General features: G+C 47.1%; 26 protein-coding genes and 1 rRNA gene. 2 read left to right on the plus strand and 25 right to left on the minus strand.

The window, feature by feature from the left end:
- Positions 1–28: 28 nt before the first annotated feature.
- The 8 genes from spoVG to CRN96_RS09515 all read right to left on the minus strand — a co-directional run bounded on the left by spoVG (position 29) and on the right by CRN96_RS09515 (position 6394).
- Positions 29–409 (minus strand): septation regulator SpoVG, encoded by a 381-nt coding sequence (gene spoVG, locus CRN96_RS09475; protein ID WP_097041506.1) that lies wholly within the window; start codon positions 407–409, stop codon positions 29–31.
- Positions 410–497: 88 nt separating this feature from the next.
- Positions 498–872: a RidA family protein gene (locus CRN96_RS09480; protein ID WP_097041508.1), complete on the minus strand. Its 375-nt coding sequence runs from the start codon at positions 870–872 to the stop codon at positions 498–500.
- 14 nt (positions 873–886) lie between these two features.
- A complete protein-coding gene (gene purR / locus CRN96_RS09485; RefSeq protein ID WP_097041510.1) occupies positions 887–1720 on the minus strand; it encodes a pur operon repressor in 834 nt (277 codons plus the stop codon).
- A gap of 62 nt (positions 1721–1782) precedes the next feature.
- Complete coding sequence (gene ispE, locus CRN96_RS09490; RefSeq protein WP_097041512.1) at positions 1783–2628, minus strand: 4-(cytidine 5'-diphospho)-2-C-methyl-D-erythritol kinase; 846 nt, start codon at positions 2626–2628, stop codon at positions 1783–1785.
- A 403-nt stretch (positions 2629–3031) separates the two neighbouring features.
- Complete coding sequence (locus tag CRN96_RS09500) at positions 3032–3733, minus strand: ABC transporter permease (protein ID WP_097041516.1); 702 nt, start codon at positions 3731–3733, stop codon at positions 3032–3034.
- 1 nt (position 3734) lies between these two features.
- On the minus strand, positions 3735–4574 hold the full coding sequence (locus tag CRN96_RS09505; protein ID WP_097041519.1) for an ABC transporter ATP-binding protein: 840 nt from the start codon (positions 4572–4574) through the stop codon (positions 3735–3737).
- Positions 4575–4764: 190 nt separating this feature from the next.
- Entirely contained in the window at positions 4765–5460 is a 696-nt protein-coding gene (locus CRN96_RS09510; protein WP_097041520.1) for a hypothetical protein, read from the minus strand.
- Between the two features lie 25 nt (positions 5461–5485).
- On the minus strand, positions 5486–6394 hold the full coding sequence (locus tag CRN96_RS09515) for a LytTR family transcriptional regulator DNA-binding domain-containing protein (RefSeq protein WP_097041522.1): 909 nt from the start codon (positions 6392–6394) through the stop codon (positions 5486–5488).
- 189 nt (positions 6395–6583) lie between these two features.
- Between CRN96_RS09515 and CRN96_RS09520 the strand changes: the two genes are divergently transcribed.
- The gene (locus CRN96_RS09520) at positions 6584–7147 is read left to right on the plus strand and encodes an NADPH-dependent FMN reductase (protein WP_097041524.1); all 564 of its coding nucleotides are present in this window, start codon (positions 6584–6586) and stop codon (positions 7145–7147) included.
- A 64-nt stretch (positions 7148–7211) separates the two neighbouring features.
- On the opposite strand, the gene CRN96_RS09525 is transcribed toward CRN96_RS09520, so the two are convergent.
- The 7 genes from CRN96_RS09525 to metG all read right to left on the minus strand — a co-directional run bounded on the left by CRN96_RS09525 (position 7212) and on the right by metG (position 13680).
- Complete coding sequence (locus CRN96_RS09525; protein ID WP_097041526.1) at positions 7212–7778, minus strand: NADPH-dependent FMN reductase; 567 nt, start codon at positions 7776–7778, stop codon at positions 7212–7214.
- Positions 7779–7782: 4 nt separating this feature from the next.
- Positions 7783–8874 (minus strand): LLM class flavin-dependent oxidoreductase, encoded by a 1092-nt coding sequence (locus CRN96_RS09530; protein WP_245844609.1) that lies wholly within the window; start codon positions 8872–8874, stop codon positions 7783–7785.
- Positions 8875–9049: 175 nt separating this feature from the next.
- Positions 9050–9313: a biofilm formation stimulator Veg gene (gene veg, locus CRN96_RS09535; RefSeq protein ID WP_072710841.1), complete on the minus strand. Its 264-nt coding sequence runs from the start codon at positions 9311–9313 to the stop codon at positions 9050–9052.
- 63 nt (positions 9314–9376) lie between these two features.
- On the minus strand, positions 9377–10282 hold the full coding sequence (gene rsmA, locus CRN96_RS09540) for a 16S rRNA (adenine(1518)-N(6)/adenine(1519)-N(6))-dimethyltransferase RsmA (protein WP_281254129.1): 906 nt from the start codon (positions 10280–10282) through the stop codon (positions 9377–9379).
- Positions 10275–10829 carry a ribonuclease M5 gene (gene rnmV / locus CRN96_RS09545; protein ID WP_097041527.1) on the minus strand — a complete coding sequence of 185 codons (555 nt, stop codon included), beginning with the start codon at positions 10827–10829 and terminating at the stop codon, positions 10275–10277. The genes rsmA and rnmV overlap by 8 nt, the downstream gene beginning before the upstream one ends.
- Positions 10830–10916: 87 nt before the next feature.
- Complete coding sequence (locus tag CRN96_RS09550; RefSeq protein WP_097041529.1) at positions 10917–11684, minus strand: TatD family hydrolase; 768 nt, start codon at positions 11682–11684, stop codon at positions 10917–10919.
- 13 nt (positions 11685–11697) lie between these two features.
- Entirely contained in the window at positions 11698–13680 is a 1983-nt protein-coding gene (gene metG / locus CRN96_RS09555; protein ID WP_097041531.1) for a methionine--tRNA ligase, read from the minus strand.
- A 252-nt stretch (positions 13681–13932) separates the two neighbouring features.
- On the opposite strand from metG, the gene CRN96_RS09560 reads away from it, so the two are divergent.
- Positions 13933–14214: a transition state genes transcriptional regulator AbrB gene (locus tag CRN96_RS09560; protein ID WP_097041533.1), complete on the plus strand. Its 282-nt coding sequence runs from the start codon at positions 13933–13935 to the stop codon at positions 14212–14214.
- 57 nt (positions 14215–14271) lie between these two features.
- Here CRN96_RS09560 and rsmI read toward each other — a convergent pair whose 3' ends face one another.
- The 10 genes from rsmI to rrf all read right to left on the minus strand — a co-directional run bounded on the left by rsmI (position 14272) and on the right by rrf (position 20608).
- Positions 14272–15087 carry a 16S rRNA (cytidine(1402)-2'-O)-methyltransferase gene (gene rsmI, locus CRN96_RS09565; protein WP_097041535.1) on the minus strand — a complete coding sequence of 272 codons (816 nt, stop codon included), beginning with the start codon at positions 15085–15087 and terminating at the stop codon, positions 14272–14274.
- The gene (locus CRN96_RS09570; RefSeq protein ID WP_097041537.1) at positions 15084–15338 is read right to left on the minus strand and encodes a GIY-YIG nuclease family protein; all 255 of its coding nucleotides are present in this window, start codon (positions 15336–15338) and stop codon (positions 15084–15086) included. The genes rsmI and CRN96_RS09570 overlap by 4 nt, the downstream gene beginning before the upstream one ends.
- The gene (locus tag CRN96_RS09575) at positions 15331–16068 is read right to left on the minus strand and encodes a tRNA1(Val) (adenine(37)-N6)-methyltransferase (RefSeq protein ID WP_245844611.1); all 738 of its coding nucleotides are present in this window, start codon (positions 16066–16068) and stop codon (positions 15331–15333) included. The genes CRN96_RS09570 and CRN96_RS09575 overlap by 8 nt, the downstream gene beginning before the upstream one ends.
- 45 nt (positions 16069–16113) lie before the next feature.
- Entirely contained in the window at positions 16114–16419 is a 306-nt protein-coding gene (locus tag CRN96_RS09580) for an initiation-control protein YabA (RefSeq protein ID WP_097041542.1), read from the minus strand.
- On the minus strand, positions 16419–17237 hold the full coding sequence (locus tag CRN96_RS09585) for a PSP1 domain-containing protein (RefSeq protein WP_097041544.1): 819 nt from the start codon (positions 17235–17237) through the stop codon (positions 16419–16421). The genes CRN96_RS09580 and CRN96_RS09585 overlap by 1 nt, the downstream gene beginning before the upstream one ends.
- Positions 17238–17243: 6 nt before the next feature.
- Positions 17244–18176: a hypothetical protein gene (locus CRN96_RS09590; protein WP_245844613.1), complete on the minus strand. Its 933-nt coding sequence runs from the start codon at positions 18174–18176 to the stop codon at positions 17244–17246.
- A complete protein-coding gene (locus tag CRN96_RS09595; RefSeq protein WP_097041547.1) occupies positions 18163–18492 on the minus strand; it encodes a cyclic-di-AMP receptor in 330 nt (109 codons plus the stop codon). The genes CRN96_RS09590 and CRN96_RS09595 overlap by 14 nt, the downstream gene beginning before the upstream one ends.
- A 2-nt stretch (positions 18493–18494) precedes the next feature.
- Positions 18495–19121: a dTMP kinase gene (gene tmk / locus CRN96_RS09600; RefSeq protein ID WP_097041549.1), complete on the minus strand. Its 627-nt coding sequence runs from the start codon at positions 19119–19121 to the stop codon at positions 18495–18497.
- Positions 19118–20359, minus strand: a complete 1242-nt coding sequence (locus CRN96_RS09605; RefSeq protein ID WP_097041552.1) for an aminotransferase class I/II-fold pyridoxal phosphate-dependent enzyme — start codon at positions 20357–20359, stop codon at positions 19118–19120. The genes tmk and CRN96_RS09605 overlap by 4 nt, the downstream gene beginning before the upstream one ends.
- A gap of 134 nt (positions 20360–20493) precedes the next feature.
- Positions 20494–20608: ribosomal RNA gene (gene rrf, locus CRN96_RS09610) — 5S ribosomal RNA — on the minus strand.
- Positions 20609–20845: the final 237 nt, after the last annotated feature.

Here is a 20845-nt window from a genome sequence, read left to right on the forward strand (position 1 = left end):
ATCCAGATTTCATGCTCATTTTGGAATTTTAAACGTTCTGTTCTTCATCATTATCATCGTCTTCGTCAACGGCGATGGATTCTTCTTCCGTTTCCTCTTCTGCTTCTTCTCCGGTACTGCCGTCTTCATCTGCTCTAGGCGTCTCCGCCACATCTTCGGTTTCATCATAGACCCGCATGATTTCTTCCTGCACATGCTGCCTCATATCCGAATGGATCGGATGGGCAATGTCCCTGAATTCACCGTCCGGCGTCCGCTTGCTCGGCATGGCTACGAAAAGTCCGTTATTACCTTCGATCACCCTTAAATCATGGATGACGAACGCATCATCAAAAGTGATTGAAACCAATGCCTTCATTCTTGTATCTTGATTATTAACTTTACGCAGCCTAACATCTGTAATTTGCATATCCGTTCCCCCAATACGTTGATATTGTTGGATCAAATGTGTTACTGCTGCAGTCCAATAATGATCAATTCAGTTATTGCCTAATGTATCATTCTATCGATGCAACAACTTCGATTTCCACCTGAACATCCTTAGGTAGACGACTGACTTCCACACATGACCTTGCTGGTAATTTACCCTGAAAGTAAGATCCGTAAACCTCATTGATGTGCGGGAAGTCATTCATGTCGGCGATGAAGATCGTCGTCTTGACGACGTCCCCAAAACTCAAACCTGCCGCTTCAAGCACGTAACCGACGTTCTTCATCACCTGGTCGGTCTGCTCCTTGACATCGTCTGAAATGATCTCGCCTTCCTTCGTCAGGGGAATCTGGCCTGATGAGAAGAAGAGGTTGCCGGTCTTCACGCCGTGACTGTACGGCCCCAGAGCTTCCGGGGCTTTATCTGCATTGATCGGTTGCATTCATAACACTCCTTTTAGTTATTATTATCAATATACTCCAAACAGTTGCCTTCTTCTACTACAAAGGACTGGTTATACTCATCGATTTCGGAAACTTTGAGCAGTGATGTATAGTCCCTGAACCTTCTGTTTGCCACTTCCTTCGCCTCCACCAGCACGCTGACGCCGACGACCTGCGCATTGAATTCCTCCATCAAATTCATCACACCTGAAATGGAGCCGCCGGCACGCAGGAAGTCATCCACGACAAGGACGCTTGAGCCTTCCTGCAATGTGCGTTTGGAGAGCACCATCGTCTCTATCTTGCGTGTCGAACCTGATACATAGTTCACTGATACGGTGGAGCCTTCGGTCACTTTATTGTCCTTGCGGATGATCGCAACCGGCGCATTCAGCTTCCTTGCCACTGCATTCGCAAGCGAAATGCCTTTTGTCGCGATGGTCACGACCGCATCGATCTGTTCATTCTTATACATCGTCGCGATCAGCTCGCCTATGGAATCCATCAGCGACGGATTGCCCATGATGTCCGACATGTACAGGTATCCGCCCGGCAGCAGCCGGTCGCTTTTCTCCAGGACTTCCTTGAAGCCTGTGACGATGTCCGCTGCACGCGTCCTGCTGATCTCCGGATGGAATGTGATGCCGCCCCCGGCGCCTGCAGTCGTCCTGATCGTGCCGATGCCGTCCTCTTCAAACACATGCTTGATGATCCGGATATCCTCACTGATTGAAGATTTTGCCTGGTTGAATTGATCTACAAAAAATGTCAGCGGAATGAGGCGGTTTGGGTGTGTGGCTAAATACTGCGTCATGAACACCAGACGCTCACTGCGTTTATATTTCATGATAACTCTCCAATTCCGTATTATTAAGTAAGATGTTATCATAATTGTTCGCCTTTAGGCAATTAACCGAGCAATCTCACCCGGTAAACTTCGTTACAGCAGCCCCGCATCGAATTATATACATGGATGGCCTGCCTTTCTTTCTGAACAAGACCGAACACAGTCGGCCCGCTCCCGCTCATCATCGCCTTGTCCGCACCTGAAGCCTCCATGTTCTGGATCAGCTTTTTCACTTCAGGGTAATGCCGGGCCGTCACCTCTTCCAAATCGTTTTTCATATGGCGGATTACGCCATCATAATCTCCCGCCAATGCCGCTTCGACCACTTTTTCGGATGCCGGTTCATGCTTACCCGGCTCCAGATGCGAATAGATCGTCTTGGTCGAGACGCCGATTGAAGGTTTTGCGAGTATCACCCAGGCATTCGTCGGTTTAGGGAGGAGCTTCACCTCTTCCCCCCTGCCCGTGCAGAGTGCCGTGCGGCCGTAGACGCAAAAAGGGATGTCCGAACCCAGCTCTGCGCTGAGATCCGCAAGCTCATCAAGCGGCCGCTCCAGGCCGTAGAGTTTATTCATCCCCCTGAATGTCGCCGCCGCATCACTTGAACCGCCCGCGAGGCCGGCCGCAATCGGTATGTTCTTATCGATGACGATGTTCACACCCGTCCTGATATCATAAGTCTTCATCATCAAAGCCGCAGCCTGGTAAGCCAGGTTCTTCCTGTCATTCGGCACATACTGATTTTCGGTCTCTATGATGATTTGATCATCACTGCGCTTCTCGAAGGACAATTGATCATTCAGATCCACCGTCGTCATCACCATGCTCACTTCATGATAATTGTCCTCACGTTTAAAAAGAGTGTCCAAAGTTAAATTGATTTTAGCCGGAGCTGTTTCATAATGCATAATACTGTCTCCATTTGTCCTGATATTTTTGTCTATTTTAACATAGATCAAAGATGCATATGAAATATCCATCAAAATAAAAGGCCCAGCCGCCCGGGAGGCAGCTGAACCTTGGTGGACCTCCATCCTGTAATTGCCGGGGTGGGCCCTGATCCGATCACACCCCGGATTTCGGGGCCACCAAATCGGATTTTGAAGATGTTTCCGATCACACCCCGGGTTTCAGGGCCTTCAAATCGGATTCTGAAGACGAATCCGATCACACCCCGGGTTTCAGGGCCTTCAAATCGGATTTTGAAGACGATTCCGATCACACCCCGGATTTCGGGGCCACCAAATCGGATTTTGAAGACGAATCCGATCACACCCCGGATTACAGGAGCACCAAATCGGATGATGCGGATCAACCATCTGATTTCCTTCTATTGAACGCCCACAGGACGATTCCGAGACTTACAGCCACCCAGGCGAGGAGGATCAGAAACTCTGCTGCACCGCCGTCACCATTGTAAATATACAAGTTCTGATACAGCGGGAAGTATTCTGCAATCTGCCTTGCGATATGTCCTTCCTCAGTGACCAGAAATTCGATATACGGGGTGAAGCCAAACAGGAACATTATCGGTATCAGGTATACGGACGTCGTTGCCACACTCTTGACGATCAGCCCGATGCCGATGCCGAGGTTCAGGAAGAATACGCCGAGGAGAATCAATCCCGCGATATTTTCAAGACTCCAGAAACCATCCGCATCGATCAGGAAAATGGAGGCAGCCAGTGAGATGACAGTCATCAAAGTGATCACTAGGCTCTTCCCCGTTATGATATCCAAAATCGAGGCCGGCGACTGCAGAAGCCCCCTCAGCGTATCTTTTTCATTCTCTTCCGCCATCATCGTCATCATCCCGCTGAACGTCACCGACGTGAACACGACCCCGACGATGATGATCACCATCTCACTCGGCAGAGTCCCTGCATCCGCGCCCAGCCTGCCGAAGAATGCCGCAAGCACCACCGGTATCAGCACCGAAGTGAACAGCATCATGTTCCTCATGAATTCCTTATAATCTTTTTCAAATATAGCCAGCACTCGTGTCATACTCATTTTAAACAAGCTCCTTTCCTGTCACTTTTTTAAACACTTCACCCAACGTCGGGAAATCCGTGCGGATATCGATGACACTATCGTCGAACAGCGCCTCTTTCAAAAGGCCACCGTTCTCCTGATCCCGCCCGACCGTACGGACACCGCCGTCTTCGTAGGTCAGATGCACTTCATTCCTCTTATACTTGTGGCGCAATACTTCCGGAGCGCCGGTTTCCTTGATCACACCTTCATGCAGGAATGCCACCCGGCCACACAGCCTCGTCGCTTCATCCATATTGTGTGTCGTCAGCATGATCGTCGTGCCCTCTTCCTTCAAATCTTCAAGCATTTCATGAATCTTTTCGGTCGTCGTCGGATCGAGGGCACTCGTCGGCTCATCCAGAAACATCACATCCGGTTTGTGCAGCACCGCCTTGCACAGCAGGACCCGCTGCTTCATTCCTTTGGAGAGCTTTGAAACCCTTTTGTCCTTTTCATCGGCCAAGCCCACCTTGTCCAGAACTTCATCCACAACCTTTTTAGGCGCACCGTACAGTTTCCTGAAAAGTTCGAGGTTATCCTTGACCGTCAGCCTTTCATATAAGGAACTTTTATCCGACAGTATCCCTAAGTTCCTTACATAAGAAGTTCTGCCGAAATGCCTGCTCCCTGTGCCGTTCACTTCAATATCCCCGCCGTCCGGCTTGAACTCACCAGTCAAAAGTTTGATCGTCGTCGTCTTTCCCGATCCGCTCGGGCCAAGAAGCCCGAACACTTCGCCTTTCCCCACTTCAAAATCTATGCCTTTCAATGCATGTTCGTTGCCGAATGTCTTTTTCAGATTCGTTACATGTATCATTTGAACCCCTCCATCTTCGCTTGTTTCGTTCTTGATTCAAGATTACATGCAAAATAAAAACACCGCGATAACATCACGGTGAGTTGTAGTCATTTATTGTCCGGTTGTAGCTGAATACTCGTAGATACTTAAAGGCAATACGCTGAACTGTACTCAATAAGGATGAAGTGTACCGCCCCGGGCCGTGCTGTTACAGCGACTTCGTCCTCCTGTTGAAAACGGTCATGAAGAAGACCAAGCTCAGCAGCACCCAGAGGATAAGACTGATATAAGGGCCGGCCAAAGATCCGCCCTCAATATGCTTAATCTGATAAACCGGGGTCAGCTCAAAAAATTGCCTGATGATATTGTTCCTGTCATAAATCAGGAAATCAATATACGGTGACATGGCGAATACGAAAAGCAGAATCATTATGAATAATGAAGTCGCCGCCACTGAATTGGATAACATGCCGAATCCAGCAGAACTGAAGTAGAAGAACAGCCATATGAGCACCAGCGCCGGAAAAATGGTGATGCTCAGCAAATTCATATAACCAAGTACGATCAGATTGATCCCAAGGATAAGAAAAGCGGCCGGGAAGAGCAGCAGTGCTTTGCCAAGAAAATTGGCCGCCATATCCTGCCTGTCGACGATCATATGCTCCATTGTACCGTGTTCATTCTCCTCTGCCACAAGGCCCATCAATATGGCACCCAGCGTGGAGGCAAAGGTGATTCCGATGATGACATTGATGACGATGAACGGCATCGGCGCCCCGGCCGTGTCCATCCTCTGGAACATCAATGACATGACGACCGGCAGGAGCAGGCTCGTCAGCATAGACATGTTGACTATGATCTCCTTCGCGTTCAGCATGAATACCGCCATTATTTTATGCCTCATGATTTCAACCCCTTTTCCACCAATGTCACAGTTTGATGAGCCTTTCCTGAATTTCATTGTACTTTGTACGGGATAAAGGAATTTTGGATTCTTCAGGATTGCTGATCACGACGGAATATGTATTTTTGGACCATGTGATGATTTCCTTCACTTTATGGAGGTTCACGATGTATGAACGGTGACATCTGTAAAACCCGTGATCACCCAGTGACTTCTCAGCATCCTGCAAAGTCGACTCCATCGCGAACTTTTCCCGGGAAATATTGATGAAGACCTTTCCTTCATTACTTTCAATGTATTCTATGTCCCGTATATTCACAAATAAAGTCTTATCTTCCGCCTTCACTTTGATTCTGCTTATATGATCCATCCCGGATGTTTTTTCATTCTCCTCCGTCTCGACGCTTTGAAGCCCCTCCCGGGTCAGCCGCATGATTTCAGGCTGGACGAGGAAGGCATCTTCAGTTTTCGTCACTGCAACGACTATGCTTTTACCCTGATCGCCAAGCTGGGCTTTCAATTTATGGAACAGATGGATGTTTTCCCTGGTCGCCTGGAAGAAAGGTTCAATGAATAATATATGCTCCTGGCGGCACATCAGCCCGAGTATGAAACTGAGCCGCTGATTCAATTCGGCACTTGCCCTGCCGAGTTTTATTTTCCCCGAACCTTCCAATTCGAACTGCTTCATCAGGTCAGCGACATCGAATCCCCGGTTGTACCATTTATTATAGAATGAAATGTGATCTTTTATGCTGAGACGCTTATACACCGGTATACCGGCTTTAACGACATTGATATGTTTTAAGTCGACAGACTCTTCGAGACGGCTCAAATACTCAAAAGGCATCTGGATTGCTTTTACCGTCCCCGGTTCAAATGAGATCTGCCCGCCGGCCGCTTCCCCTGTGAGTTCACTGACGTTTATCTTCATATACTTCACGCCTTTCCTTCTCAATTATATAAAAATCAGCCCTCAAGCACCACCCATCTTAATGAAAACGTATTCATTTAGATTTCGAGACTTTTTCTCTTCCATTCTGTAAATACATATTGTAATATAAACATACAGTTAGTTACATTATGTAATTAAATAAATATATGTTATCCGGAGGAAAGATTTATGACTAAAATTGGTATTATAGTAGGAAGCACACGCGAAGGCCGTGTCAGCACACAGGTCGCAGAATGGGTTAAGGATTTTGCTGAGAAGCAGAATACGGATGCAGAATTTGAAGTCGTTGACATCAAGGAATACGGTCTTGACCGCTTCAACGAAAAATTGCCGCCGGCTATGGCGAACAAAGAGTACTCAAATGAGAAAATTGATGCATGGTCTGAAAAGATTGATTCATTGGACGGTTTCATCTTCGTCACTCCTGAATATAATAAAAACATCTCCTCTTCACTGAAGGATCATATCGACTACATCGCTTCCGAGTGGAACAACAAATCAGCTGGAATCGTCTCTTACGGCTCCACCCTCGGAATTGCTGCATCAATGGCACTTCGCAGCACTTTGGCAAACTTGAAGCTCGCGATCGTCACACCTCAGGGTGCGTTCAGCCTTTTCACCGACTTTGAAAACATGAGCACATTCAAGCCGGCAGAAGTGCACAATCCAACTATGGAAGCAGTCGTTACAGATGTTGTGAATTGGGCAAAAGCACTTAAGACAATCCGTTAATCAGAACTCAATATTTACAATATAAAGAAGCCTGCATGGATTTTTCATGCAGGCTTTGTTGTGGTTAAAATCCGAATTGGGCATCTTTTTCAGCCCTGATATCCTGATACGTGCGTGACAGGACCATCGTATCATCGATCAGCCTGTCCAGGCGCATGTCCACATCATCTCCCAGCAGTTGCCCGTCCTGGAAGTTCGTATCCAGTATGAAGACATACCTTGGGACGATGTTCGCCTTCAAGTAGCTGAGTACCGGCTTATAGTTATACTCCGGGATTAAAAAGTGTTTGTCGGAGCCGGCCGTGATCAGCATGCTCACCGTTTTATCCTCGAGTGCATTCTGAGGGAGGAGGTCGAAGACGTTCTTCAACGGCGCTGGCATGGAGGCCTGGAAAATCGGGCTGCCGATGAAAAGGACATCCGCTTCCATGATTTTCGTCAATACTTCAGTCGCATCCCCGCCGTAATCCATATAATTCCGGCCGTCACTGAACGGAAGGCTGACGTCCTGTAGATTGATGTAGTCTATATTCTCTCCGCTGTACTGCCTCTGCAGCTTCTCCTTTAACAGTGTCGTCGCAATCCGTGTTTTGCTGCCTGCGTTCGAACCTGATAAAACCAATATATTCATAACCCTATTCTCCTTTAGTCCTCTTAGTATGCTTCTTCACTTCCGGCACCACTTTCTCGCCGAGAATATCTATTGTCCTTTTTATATTATCAAGGGAGACGCCGCCAAAATCGATCTGCCCAATGTAACGGTCGTGGTTGAACATTTCATGCTGGTATAATATCTTTTCCACGATATGTTCAGGCGATCCGACATTGAGGACGCTTTTGACATCCTGACCCTGGGCGAAGGCCTCCTTTGGGAAACCCTGACCGTTTGAAAGCTTCATTCCTTCATTGAGATGGGGATAATATTCCCTGTACGCATCCATCATATTTTCCCTGACATACAGGAAGCCTGCCGTGGCCACGGGAAGGTCGTCGGGATTGAACCCGTTTTCGAAAGCCGTCTGTCTGTAGAGGTCGATACGCGACTTGAAGGCCTCGGCCGGTCCGCCGAGATGCGCCTGATACATCGGTACGCCAAGCCTTCCCGCTTTCTGAGCGGATGCCAGCGAACCGCCGACAGCCCGCCATATCGGCAGCCCGGCAGCTTCGTTTTCCGGCCTTGGGATGACCTGTGCGTTATTCAGCGGTGCACGGAATTTCCCCTGCCAGTCGACGGTCTCGTTTTCATTGATCTGCAGAAGCAGTTCGAACTTCTCTTCAAAAAGTGCCTCATAATCATTCAGGCTGTAGCCGAGCAGTTCATAAAGGCCGACCCTCGATGCCCTGCCGGCCACGACTTCCATCCGTCCGTCTGACAGTAAATCGATTGTGGCAGCGTCTTCGAACACCCTCACCGGATCCGATGTGCTGATGATGGTCGAACCCGAAGCTATTTTTATCTTGTTCGTCGCCTGGGCGATTGCAGACAGCAGCACCAGATGGGCCTGGGATACAAAATGCTCCTGATGGGACTCGCCCACCTGGAACAGGTCCAGGCCGGCATCCTCCGCCATCTTTGCCGCTTCAACGATTTCCTTCAGACGCCGGCTCGCCGGGATGAGTTCACCGGTATGCGGGTCCGGCATATGTTCCCCGAGGGAATAAAGACCGATTTCCATCCCTTTTGAGCGATCAATCTTAGGCATTACATGCGGGTTTTCATTTTCCATTCGTCACACTCCAAACTTTATTAATTACAGTATACTTATGCCGCCATTAAATTTCTAACATATTGTTTATCATTTTGGTAGGAATTGAACAAAATAAAAATAGGGTGTAAAATCCCCATTAACAGATTTTACACCCTATATTATGTCGGCTGATTCTGCGCCAGCCGTCCCGTTCTTATTGGATTACAAATGCTTCACTCTGCTCGTTGACGAAAGTCATTTCAACATTCGATGTCAATACATCAGTGTATGTATATGACACTCTTTCAAAGTTATGTTCTTCTTGGTCAAGTTCCACCACGAAAACAGAAGGATATGTCTCTCTGAGAATACCATGTCTTTCTATTAACTTCTTACGGCCTCCGTTGGCACGAAGTATTACGCGATTACCTAATTGACAATCAAGAATCTTTTTGATGTCGACTAAAGATTTTGGCATTTGGCCCACCTCACTGCTTTCATTATAGCAAGTTTACATAACTTTGTCAAAAAATTGTTGTAATTATTGTACTTTTTCGAACTTTAGATTTGGAAATTCGTTTAATTTGTGATAGATGGCGCTGAAATCTTCAATCGAAAGACTCTCCCCCCTGCGTACAGGGTCTATCCCCGCAGCATTCAACAGGTCACCGATTTCCGATTTGAATTTTTTACCATCTTCAAATAAAGACAGATAATTATTCAAAATCGTCTTCCTGCGCTGAATGAAAGCACCTTTTGTGAGCCTGAAAAAGGTGTCTTCATCGTCCACGGCCACTTTCGGTGATTGACGGGCTTTCATTTCAACGATGATGGAATCCACATTCGGTGCAGGCATGAATACCGCCTTCGGTACATTTTGCACAATTTTTGCCTCGGTATAATAATCGATGGCGATTGTAAGTGAGCCGTAGGCTTTCGTGTTGGGTTCCGCGCTGATGCGCTCACCGACCTCTTTTTGCATCATCACATAATACCGGTCGATCGGCAATTTCTGCATCAGGAAGTTCATTATGATCGGAGTGGTGATATAGTAAGGCAGGTTTGCAATGACCACAATTTCTTCGAAATCACTGAGTTCCTCTTCGATCATCGCGCCGATATCCGCTTCCAGGATGTCTTCATTGATGATGTTGACATTGGAATACGGGGCAAGTGTGTCATTCAGCACAGGGATCAGTCTTTGATCAATTTCATATGCGATCACTCTGCCCGCTCTTTTTGCGATCTGTTCGGTGAGCGAGCCGATGCCCGGACCGACTTCAATCACGGCGGTCTCCCGGCCTACGTCCGCCTTGTCCAGAACTTTGTGGATGACGTTCGCATCGATCAGGAAGTTCTGACCCAGGCTTTTCTTGAACTTGAATCCATATTTGCTCAATATCTCTTTTGTCCTTGATGCAGTTGCGATATCTTTCATATCATTCATCCTTTTTCAACTCCGAAAGGATCGAGTTGATTTCTTCTTTATCAATCCGATACCTGTTCAACTTATTCTTGAGCTGCTTTGCATTGGCGTAACCGATATTCAGTCCGGCAGTCAGATGTTCACGCCGCGCTTTCGAGTCCACCCTTCCACTCAGGCCCCACAGCTGCATATCTTCGTTTGAAATCGTCTCTTCATTTATCTCATGGTTCACCAGCACATTTTTAAGTGAACTTCGGATATCCTCTATCGATGCATGTTCCACACCGATTCCGTGCCTGCCTTTTGCTTTCTGCCGGGATATGAAAGCCTCTTTGATATGAGGGAACCGCTTCAGGATTTCAGTCCTTATTTTATGGCCGGGGAAATCCGGATCAGTCAAAATGATGGCACCCCGTGTGTTCAAAGCCACTTCGATCTCCTGCATCGTCCTTTCATTGATGGCGGATCCGTTCGTCTCGATCGTTTCACATATCAATGCCTCTTTCAGTCTTCTTGTATCATCCCGGCCTTCAACTATGATCACTTCATGTATCACTGGTTTTTCCATATGTTATCTCCTTTGGGGAGTATCCTGATATAAGATGCTCCGTGCATCTGCTCCCTTATGAAAAAAGCCGGGGATCTCCCGGCTTGATCATTTGAAATTAAACAGCTTTTCGGCGTTTTCAGTCGTCGCCTTTGCAAGCGATTCGTAGGATACCCCTCTTAATTCTGCGATCTTTTCCGCCACAAGCTTTACATAGGCAGGTTCATTGCGCTTCCCCCTGTAGGGGTGGGGCGTCAAAAACGGTGCATCCGTTTCAACGAGAAGCCTGTCCAACGGCACATGCTCTGCGATATCTTTCGGCAGCTGTGCATTTTTGAAGGTGACGGGCCCGCCGAGTGAGATATAAAAGTTCATATCGAGCACTTCATCGGCCGTTTTTTCATCCGCACTGAACGCATGCATGATGCCGCCTGCTTCGTGTGCATCTTCCTCTTTCAGGATCTCCACACAATCCTCCGTCGACTCCCTGTTATGGATGATGATCGGCAGATTGACCCGCTTGGCCAGGGCGATCTGACGTCTGAAGATGTCCTTTTGAACGTCTTTAGGTGACTTGTCCCAATGATAGTCGAGGCCGGTCTCACCGATTCCGACGATCTTCTCATGCTTCGACAATTCCTCTATCCATTCAAGGTCGGCATCGGTGCAGTCCACTGCATCGACTGGATGCCAGCCGATGACCCCGTACACATCTTCGTGGTCATCAATCAGCTGCATCGTACGTTCTATCGTTTTACGGTCGAAGCCGACGACGACCATCTTCTCAACGCCCGCTTCCCTTGCCCGGCCCATCACTTCATCCAGGTCTGCATCATAATGATCTGCATTCAAATGCACATGTGTATCAATCAGCAAAAGATTCCACTCCCTATTTTACGATACTGCCGTTTTCCACGCCGTCAGGCACGCTGATCAATGTCAGACGCGAACCTTTTTCAGCAGTGAGTATCATGCCTTCCGACAATTCACCGCGCAGCTTCACCGGCTTGAGGTTCGTGACGACCAGCACTTTCTTGCCTATGATGTCTTCAGGTTCATATTGTTCTCTGATGCCGGAAACGATCTGGCGCTGCTCTTCACCGAGATCCACCTGGATCTTCAGCAGTTTATCCGCCTTCTTCACACCTTCGGCGTTGATGATCGTCCCTGCCTTCATTTCCACTTTATCAAAATCATCGATTGTGATGCGTCCGGAGGTGAGGTCTTCCTGCTCCTGTTCCTCTTCTTTATCCTGGGCAGGCGGTTTCATTGAACTCTTTATATGTTCAACTTCACTTTCAACATCAAGGCGCGGGTAGATCGGCTGCGGTTTTTCAATCACTCTGCCATCCACTTTGATCGCACCGTATGTCATGATCGAATCGTATTCCTCAAGCGTTGCATCCACCATGTTCAACTGTCTGAATATCTCCTTCGGACCATGTGGCAGATATGGTTTGAGGAGGATCGCTGCAATACGGATGTTTTCAGCGAGATGCACCATCACGTTGCCAAGCTCTTCTTTTTTGCTTTCATCTTTCGCAAGCACCCATGGTGTCGTTTCGTCGATATACTTATTCGCCCGGCTGATGATCGTCCATACCGCCCTCAGTGCTTTGTTGAACTCGAGTGCTTCCATGGCATCTTCATAAGCTTCGATGTTCTCCTTGACTGTATTTTCAAGCCCTCCATCGAATTCATTCATCTGACCCTTATATTCAGGCAGCTCTCCGTCGAAGTACTTATTGATCATTGAAAGCGTCCGGTTGACGAGGTTGCCCAGATCATTAGCGAGGTCGAAGTTTGTGCGGTCCACGAATGATTCCGGTGTGAACACACCATCCGAACCGAAAGGCACTTCCCTCATCAGGTAGTAACGCAGTGCATCGAGTCCATACCTTTCAACCAGGGCACCCGGATAGATGACATTACCTTTGGACTTGGACATCTTGCCGTCCTTCATCAGCAGCCAGCCGTGGCCCATCAATTTTTTCGGCAAAGGCAAATCAAGTGCCATCAGCATCACCGGCCAGTAGATCGCGTGGAACCTGACGATTTCCTTGCCGATCATCTGGACGTCGGCAGGCCAGTATTTATGAAATAAAGTTTCATCATCCGAGCCGTAACCAAGCGCTGTTATATAGTTCGTCAGTGCATCAATCCATACATAGACCACGTGTTCCGGGTTGGATTTCACCGGGATGCCCCAGTCGAACGTCGTCCTGGAAACCGCAAGGTCCTCAAGCCCCGGCTTGATGAAGTTGTTCAGCATCTCATTCTTGCGTGAGGCGGGCTGGATGAATTCCGGGTTGTCCTCATAATATTGGACAAGACGGTCTGCGTACTTGCTCATTCTGAAGAAGTAGCTTTCCTCTTTCACGAGCTCCACTTCATGGCCGCTCGGTGCGACGCCGCCGGTCATGTTGCCTTCGTCGTCCCTGTATACTTCAGCCAGCTGCGTCTCCGTGAAGAACTCCTCATCTTCCACGGAATACCAGCCTTCATATTCACCCAGATAGATGTCCCCCTGTTCAAGCAGACGTTCAAATATCTGCTGAACGGCCTTTTTATGTGGAGCATCAGTTGTGCGAATGAACTGGTCATGTGTGATTTCAAGCTGCGTCCATAATGTCTTCATATCTGCAACCATGTCATCGACATATTTTTGAGGCGAAACACCCATCTTCTGGGCTTTCTTTTCTATTTTTTGGCCGTGCTCATCCGACCCTGTCAAATAATATACATCATATCCGCGCATGCGCTTATATCTTGCCATCACATCACTTGCGATCGTCGTATAAGCATTGCCGATATGCAGTTGTCCACTTGGATAATAAATCGGTGTTGTTATATAAAATGTCGGTTTTTCCATGCCTCTGCCTCCTATATGTTCATTAGTTAAATATATCTAATTTTGAATTAATTTTCAATTGCTGCAGTATAATTGTTGGCAACTCCGAATCCTTTTGTGCTATAATCATGTGTATCTTAAGACCTATCGATTTCTCATACTATAAAAAATTCTTTTATATTTTCTTAATAATTTATAGCATACAATAGAGTCTTAATATATCCCAAAAACATCCCAGAACCTTGTAGGAAACATAGTAAGGAGGAGCTCGAAATGAAGTCAACCGGAATCGTACGTAAAGTCGATGAACTTGGCCGCGTCGTCATCCCGATAGAATTGCGCCGTATACTGGATATTGAAGTGAAAGATGCTTTGGAAATTTATACGGATGATGATACCATCATTCTTAAAAAGTATAAGCCATCCATGACTTGTGATATTACGGGCGATGTCTCTGATAAAAACATGAGACTTGCTGAAGGCAGGATCATTTTAAGCGAAGAAGGCGCACAAATGCTTATAAAAGAGATTCAAGATAAAATGTCGAAAGACTGATTGAATGCCCGCAGAAATCAACTGATTTCAGCGGCTTTTTTTTGCCCTTTTCCTGCATCATCCATTGTAGATGTCATACACTTCCTGCTTCTTCATGCCTTTGATGTCCGCCACCATCTTCATGGCCTTCGTCGGCTTCATGCCCTGTTCAATGAACTGATTGACATGGTCCCTGATCGGGATATCACTGACGACCGCTTCCTCCTCATATCCCCGGATGACGATCACGAACTCGCCCTTCAAAGGGATGTCAGCATCGAGCGCTTGAAAAATCTCTTTCGCTGTGCCCCGCCTGTGCTGTTCGAACTTTTTCGTGATCTCCCTTGAAATGCTGATTTCCCGGTCTGCGTCGATTTCCATCATACTCTGGACCGTCGACTTCAGCTTATGGGGTGATTCATATATCACAGATGTCTGTGGATGATGCATGATCTGCCTCAGCTTATCATTTTTTTTGCTTCCGGTTTTCGGGAGGAATCCGAAAAACGTGAATTCAAATGAAGGGATACCGCTTGCGACAAGTGCCAGAGTGAACGCAGAGGCCGCCGGGATGACTGCATATGTGAGTCCTTCATCCTGCATTTTCCTGATCAGTTCATAACCCGGGTCCGAAATCGCCGGCATGCCTGCATCACTGACCAGGGCAAAAACTTTGCCGTTTTTCATCTCCCCGATGATTCCTTCCTCGACTTCTTCCTTGTTGAAATCATGGTAGGAACGGAGCGGTGTCCCAATTTCGAAATGATTGGTGAGTTTCTTTGTCAGTCTTGTGTCTTCACACAGGATGACGTCAACTTCCTTTAAAGTCTTTACAGCCCGCACACTCATATCATCCAGGTTACCGAGCGGCGTGCCGGTGATATATAAATTCATGTCGAACCTCCTTCAATCAACTTCACTTTCTCTTTCCGCGTCAATTTTTTTATTTGAATTTCCCTTTTGAGCGCACTGCTTATCGTGTCGAACGGTTCCTTGTACTTTAATTTGACCGGCCCCCTGTTCCGCGTATACTTGGCCCCTGTGCCGAGGTTGTGCTTCTCGATGCGTGATGCCACATCTCTCGCATACCCGGTGTAGAAAGTGCCGTCGCTGCATTCCACGATATATACATAGTAGCTACCCATAATACACCTCCAGCATCTCTTTGGAGTACCGGTCTTCTGCTTCATAGATGTAAAACGGCGGCAGGACATCCACATACGCCTGTGAATGGAACAGTGCCTCAACGATGACGAACATTGCATTTTTGGAATCCGGATCATTATAGACGTATTGCTGGGTTTTGATTCTGAAACCATTGTCCATGAGGCAGAAGATCACTTCTGCACTGCGCTCGGCCCGGTGCACCATATACAGCCGCCCTTTATTTTTGATGAGATAGCGCGCGGCTTTGACCACACCTTCCAGATCAATCATCACTTCATGCCTTGCGATGCTGTGCGGTCCCAGCACCTTCAAAGGCTGATCGTTTGTGAAGTATGGTGGATTCACTGTAATCACATCATAGGTGGAGTGCTTAAAATGTTCTTTGATATTCTTTATATCGATGTTATACATGGCCAGCTGTCCGGCTTTATCATTCAGCTCGAAACTGCGCTTCGCCATATCCACAAGCTGTTCCTGGATTTCGACCGCATCGATCGGCAGCGCTGTCCTGTGTGACAGCAGCATGGGGACGACGCCGTTTCCTGAACATAAATCCATTATTGTTCTATCCTGCCTGCTGATTTTAGTGAAATTCGCAAGCAGCAGTGCATCCACTGAAAAAGAAAATACAGATCTGCTCTGGATGATTTTCATATTTTCACGGTAGAGTTCATCCAGCCTTTCATCCTCTTTCAACAATTCATTCACCTCGTTCCGGCATAAGAAAAGCGGCTTCAGCCGCTTATGATCAATCTATTGATTTAAGAACCCCTGGCAGAAGAGGCATTCTTCCCCGTGCCTGTGTGTACCAAAATGTACATTGCAGATATGGAATCCTTCATCATATAAATTCTTTAAAGTATTGTGTTTGAACGATGCATCCGTTTTTTCCTCAGCATTGTTCACAAGTGTTTCATAATGCTCTTTTTCCATCTGTAAGCTGACATTCTCCTCGACCAGATTTACAGCATGAACTTTGAGTGTCTCCAGATTTTCTTGCATATTCCTGAGGTCGGCTTCAAGCTTGCTGATATGGTCAAAAAGTTGTTCACGATCCATTATGAAACACCGCCGCCGGAAGCCGTTTCTTCCAGTTCATCATAATGGAATTCCTGGATATAGTCATCTTTATATCTGACCTGGACGACCAGGTCGAGTATGTTCATGCCGATGACCTTGCCTTTACCGTTCGGCGTATCAATCATTTCCCCGACATCAGGCATCTTTGTGCGGGATTCTTCATAATACTGGTCTTCATAGTTCAGGCAGCACATCAATCTGCCGCAGGCGCCGGAGATCTTGGTCGGCGACAATGACAGGTCCTGATTTTTGGCCATCTGTATGCTGACCGGAACGAAATCCCCGAGGAATGTCGAACAGCAGTGTGCACGTCCACAAGGTCCGACACCACCCAAAAACTTGGCTTCGTCGCGTACACCGACCTGCCTGAGCTCGATGCGCGTCTTAAAGCGTGTGGCAAGCACCCGGACAAGGGATCTGAAATCCACACGTTCATCCGCTGTGAATTTGAATATGAGTTTTTTCTGGTCAAGCGTATACATTGCATTGACAATGTTCATGTCCAGTTTTTCCTCTATCACTGATTTCTTGCAGAATTTGAGTGCTTCGCGGGCTTTCGATTCATTCTGATGATATTTCTTCAAATCCTCATCTTCTGCGAATCTTACAAATTGACCGTCCGGCTCAACTATATTATCTTTTGAAATTTCATATGTGCCTTTCACGACCCGCAGCAGTTCGACGCCGCGTTTCGTCTCGGCAATGATGTAATCATCTCTTTCAACAGTTGCTTTGCTGCTATCTATATAAATATTACTAAAGTAATCTAATTGGGTCGCAGTCATGAGCTTTATCATACTTCATCAACCTTTCGAATTGATAACCATTCCCTCAAATGCGAGCGTTGGATGTACATTGAACTGAATCATCTTGTTGGCCTGTTCTATCTCTTCCAGCATTTTGGTCAGATGATTAACACTGATCATTTTATCCACTTTCAACTCTTCCTTGTAAGGCTTGAAAATATCGAGATTCAACTTGGAGTGCATTGCCTGCCGCACACCGCCATCTATCAGCTGCAGAAGCAGCAGGTGATCCCTCCGCTCACTGCACATATCAAGCATCGGCTTGATATCGAGGAGCACAAGAGAATGGCGGTTGATCCACTTCACCGAGAATTCCAGTGCCGCATTCCTCAGCCTGCTGAAATCCTCCCCCAATTCCTTGATGTGTCCGGCATTCAGTGAGAGGACATCTATCGTCTGAAGATCGCCCTCCGACAAATGTCCAAGTTCCTTCATGCGGTCCCCAGAGTCTCCTTTTATAAAGACATGCTGAGCCCTCGAATGGATGGTCGGCAGGATGTTGCTCTTATCTATGGTCAGAAGCAAAGCAACCGTCTTTTCAGGCGGTTCCTCCAAAAATTTAAGGAGACTGTTCTCAGCCTGGGGCGTCAACTTTTCAAAAGCTTCTATGACATATACTTTATATTCAGTTTCCGTGGGTTTATTGTTCATCGCATGCATCAGATGAGCGACTTCTTCTTTTTTTATCGTCGTCTCTTCCGTGCTCAAATAATAGAAATCAGGGTGGTTGCCCTCTTCCAATAAAGCCCGGTTGCGGGGTGTATCACCAAAAATGTTCAATGCAAAGAACATGCTGTATCTGCGCAGGGTTTCCAGCGTATCGCCTTCGAACATATAAGTGTGGCTCAGGCGGTTATTATGGATTGCGTTCAACAGGTTCTCCTCTGTCGTTTGATTGATATCCATGGATGAACCTTTAGAATCTTTCAAATTGCTCAATCGGCAGCACGAACACCGTCGCTCCGCCCACTTCAACTTCCACCGGGTACGGGATGTAGGAGTCCGCATTCCCGCCCATAGGCGTTACAGGAGCGACAGTCTGCTCCCTGTTGCCGCAAGTGTCATCTATCAGGTTAAGCAGATCGCCCACTCTGTCATCATCGACCCCGCACAGGAAAGTTGTGTTGCCCGCACGCAGGAAGCCGCCTGTTGAAGCAAGTTTCGTGTTCCTGAAATTCGCTTTGGTCAAGCGGTCTGTCAGTCTCTGGCTATCATGATCTTGTACGATTGCTATTACCATTTTCATGATCAGTCACCTCTATGATTTAAATATTTTCCGATTATATTGTATATGTCTTTGAATACATCCTCAATTTCCCGGTCGGCATCGACGACTTTGATGCGTTCCGGATAATTTTCAGATAACTCATTATAACCCGATACGACATCCTTATGGAAGGCCAGTGTTTCTGCATCCAGACGATTACTGATGCGGTTGTTGTCCTGTATCCTTTTAAGACCGGTTTCAGGTGGCAGCTGCAGATATATGGTGAGATCCGGCATCCAGTTTTCAATGGCAAACCGGTTGATCTGCATGATATCTTCAACTCCAAGCCCCCTGGCATACCCTTGATAGGCAAGCGAACTGTCGATGAAACGGTCGCACAGGACAACCTTGCCTTCTTCCAGCGCCGGCACGACTTTTTCCACCAGGTGCTGCCGCCTTGCTGCCGCAAAGAGGAGGGCTTCAGTCCTTGCATCCATTTCAGTATCGTTGGCGAGCAGTATATCCCTGATTTTTTCGCTGATCGGGATCCCGCCGGGTTCACGTGTAAGCACTATTTCATGTGTATCCTTAAGCGCTTCAGCGAGCATCTGTATCATCGTCGTCTTCCCGGAACCTTCCGGCCCTTCAAACGTAATAAATAATGTCATGCGTCATCAACCTTATAATATGCGATATTTTCTTCTATACCTTCTATTTTAACATGATAAGACTTTTTATGTATTATAGATTTGATAACTTCCTCCGTGAATCGTTCACCTTCGTGAATGAGCGGGATACCTGGGGGATAAGGCACGACAGCACGCACGGCGGGCCTGCCGAGCAGGAAGCTCAAATCCTCCTGAACTTCATTACGCACGTCCTCCACCAGAGTAAGTTCATCCAGCCGCCCTGACAATGACTCGAGTGGATAATTGTCCCCCTCGTGGAACAATGGCAGACACCAGAGCACTCCTTCCTCCGTCACCATTTCCGAATAAACATCCTTCCTGTTCAATGCATCGAAAAGTAAATAAGGAGAAACACCTTCAATATTGAGCACGATTTTCGCCGGATCATCCGCTTTTGTCACTGAAAACCCCCGGTGCTCCAAACTCTTAATCAGCTCAGCTCTCTTTTGGAAGAAAACTTCATCTTCAAAATCATTGTAAAATTGATGCGCAAGCTCTATGGAAGCGAGTATCAGATAGGAGGGGCTCGAAGTTTCAAAATGGTCGATATACTTCATCACCCTATTATGTAATGCCTGCTCTTTTGTGAATACTACAGACGCACCGGTCAAAGCCGGCAGCATCTTATGGTAGGATTGTATCACTATGTCCGCACCATGCCTCAGGGCAGATTGGGGAAACCTTCCGGTAATGCCGAAATGCGCACCATGCGCCTCATCAACGATGACCGTGCCGCCTGCAGCCCTTACCTGTTCAATCACTTCAGGAAGGGAAGGTGCACGGCCGCTGTAGGATGGATATGTAATCAGCACTGCAGTATTACCCACTGACATCTCCAAAAGATTATCAAAGTTTACTTTTTCAAAAGAAACACCTGCGAGATCCAGAGCGTGATAGACGGACTTATGAGCATCACCGACAATCAGGAATTTCTCAACATCGTCTTTCAGAGCATGTACAGCTGATAAGATCCCCGTAGTCGTACCATTGACCATCGCCTGTGCGTTATAGCCCGGCTCTTTCTTGGAAAGTAAATTATTCAACTCGAGCAGGACCCCATCCGGTGAATGAAGATCATCCAGCCCGGTTATTTCCGTCTTATCATATGACCACTCCAGTTGCTCCAGGTTACCGATGGTCATGTTCTTATGACCCGGCACATGCATCGATATCGCATGGTCACGCTTAAGCGCGTTTAATTTATCCACTAGTCCCATATAATCACCTTATGTATCATCTACTTTGTCTTTCAGACCCTACCTTATACTAACATAATCATCATATATACTTTCCACTGATAAAAAACAACACAAAAAAAGATCCAATCACTGGGATCGGATCTTAACTATTTGCCTGGCAGCGTCCTACTCTGGCAGGACGTATGTCCAACTACCATCGGCGCTGGAGAGCTTAACGGCTGTGTTCGGCATGGGAACAGGTGTGGCCTCTCCGCCATCGCCACCAGACAATTGTCGATTACAGTCTATGTAATCACTGGGTGGATGTTCGACTGTCGTCGAACGAATGTCCATTTGTGCCGTTCTAAGCATCACAGATGCAAGAACGTCATCAATGCACATTCAAAACCATATAGAAGCCAAGCACGCATAGAAAACCTACACGGTACAAATCTTTGAATAAGTCATCGATCGATTAGTATTCGTCCGCTGAGTGTGTTGCCACACTTACACGCCGAACCTATC

Origin of the sequence: Salinicoccus kekensis (genome assembly GCF_900220995.1) — a bacterium.
Classification (GTDB): domain Bacteria; phylum Bacillota; class Bacilli; order Staphylococcales; family Salinicoccaceae; genus Lacicoccus; species Lacicoccus kekensis.

Bases quoted from the DNA above. Each gene is read 5' to 3' on its own strand.
- spoVG (WP_097041506.1), bottom strand. From the start codon at position 409: ATGCAAATTACAGATGTTAGGCTGCGTAAAGTTAATAATCAAGATACA.
- CRN96_RS09480 (WP_097041508.1), bottom strand. From the start codon at position 872: ATGCAACCGATCAATGCAGATAAAGCCCCGGAAGCTCTGGGGCCGTAC.
- purR (WP_097041510.1), bottom strand. From the start codon at position 1,720: ATGAAATATAAACGCAGTGAGCGTCTGGTGTTCATGACGCAGTATTTA.
- ispE (WP_097041512.1), bottom strand. From the start codon at position 2,628: ATGCATTATGAAACAGCTCCGGCTAAAATCAATTTAACTTTGGACACT.
- CRN96_RS09500 (WP_097041516.1), bottom strand. From the start codon at position 3,733: ATGAGTATGACACGAGTGCTGGCTATATTTGAAAAAGATTATAAGGAA.
- CRN96_RS09505 (WP_097041519.1), bottom strand. From the start codon at position 4,574: ATGATACATGTAACGAATCTGAAAAAGACATTCGGCAACGAACATGCA.
- CRN96_RS09510 (WP_097041520.1), bottom strand. From the start codon at position 5,460: ATGAGGCATAAAATAATGGCGGTATTCATGCTGAACGCGAAGGAGATC.
- CRN96_RS09515 (WP_097041522.1), bottom strand. From the start codon at position 6,394: ATGAAGATAAACGTCAGTGAACTCACAGGGGAAGCGGCCGGCGGGCAG.
- CRN96_RS09520 (WP_097041524.1), top strand. From the start codon at position 6,584: ATGACTAAAATTGGTATTATAGTAGGAAGCACACGCGAAGGCCGTGTC.
- CRN96_RS09525 (WP_097041526.1), bottom strand. From the start codon at position 7,778: ATGAATATATTGGTTTTATCAGGTTCGAACGCAGGCAGCAAAACACGG.
- CRN96_RS09530 (WP_245844609.1), bottom strand. From the start codon at position 8,874: ATGGAAAATGAAAACCCGCATGTAATGCCTAAGATTGATCGCTCAAAA.
- veg (WP_072710841.1), bottom strand. From the start codon at position 9,313: ATGCCAAAATCTTTAGTCGACATCAAAAAGATTCTTGATTGTCAATTA.
- rsmA (WP_281254129.1), bottom strand. From the start codon at position 10,282: ATGAATGATATGAAAGATATCGCAACTGCATCAAGGACAAAAGAGATA.
- rnmV (WP_097041527.1), bottom strand. From the start codon at position 10,829: ATGGAAAAACCAGTGATACATGAAGTGATCATAGTTGAAGGCCGGGAT.
- metG (WP_097041531.1), bottom strand. From the start codon at position 13,680: ATGGAAAAACCGACATTTTATATAACAACACCGATTTATTATCCAAGT.
- CRN96_RS09560 (WP_097041533.1), top strand. From the start codon at position 13,933: ATGAAGTCAACCGGAATCGTACGTAAAGTCGATGAACTTGGCCGCGTC.
- rsmI (WP_097041535.1), bottom strand. From the start codon at position 15,087: ATGAATTTATATATCACCGGCACGCCGCTCGGTAACCTGGATGATATG.
- CRN96_RS09570 (WP_097041537.1), bottom strand. From the start codon at position 15,338: ATGGGTAGCTACTATGTATATATCGTGGAATGCAGCGACGGCACTTTC.
- CRN96_RS09580 (WP_097041542.1), bottom strand. From the start codon at position 16,419: ATGGATCGTGAACAACTTTTTGACCATATCAGCAAGCTTGAAGCCGAC.
- CRN96_RS09585 (WP_097041544.1), bottom strand. From the start codon at position 17,237: ATGATAAAGCTCATGACTGCGACCCAATTAGATTACTTTAGTAATATT.
- CRN96_RS09595 (WP_097041547.1), bottom strand. From the start codon at position 18,492: ATGAAAATGGTAATAGCAATCGTACAAGATCATGATAGCCAGAGACTG.
- tmk (WP_097041549.1), bottom strand. From the start codon at position 19,121: ATGACATTATTTATTACGTTTGAAGGGCCGGAAGGTTCCGGGAAGACG.
- CRN96_RS09605 (WP_097041552.1), bottom strand. From the start codon at position 20,359: ATGGGACTAGTGGATAAATTAAACGCGCTTAAGCGTGACCATGCGATA.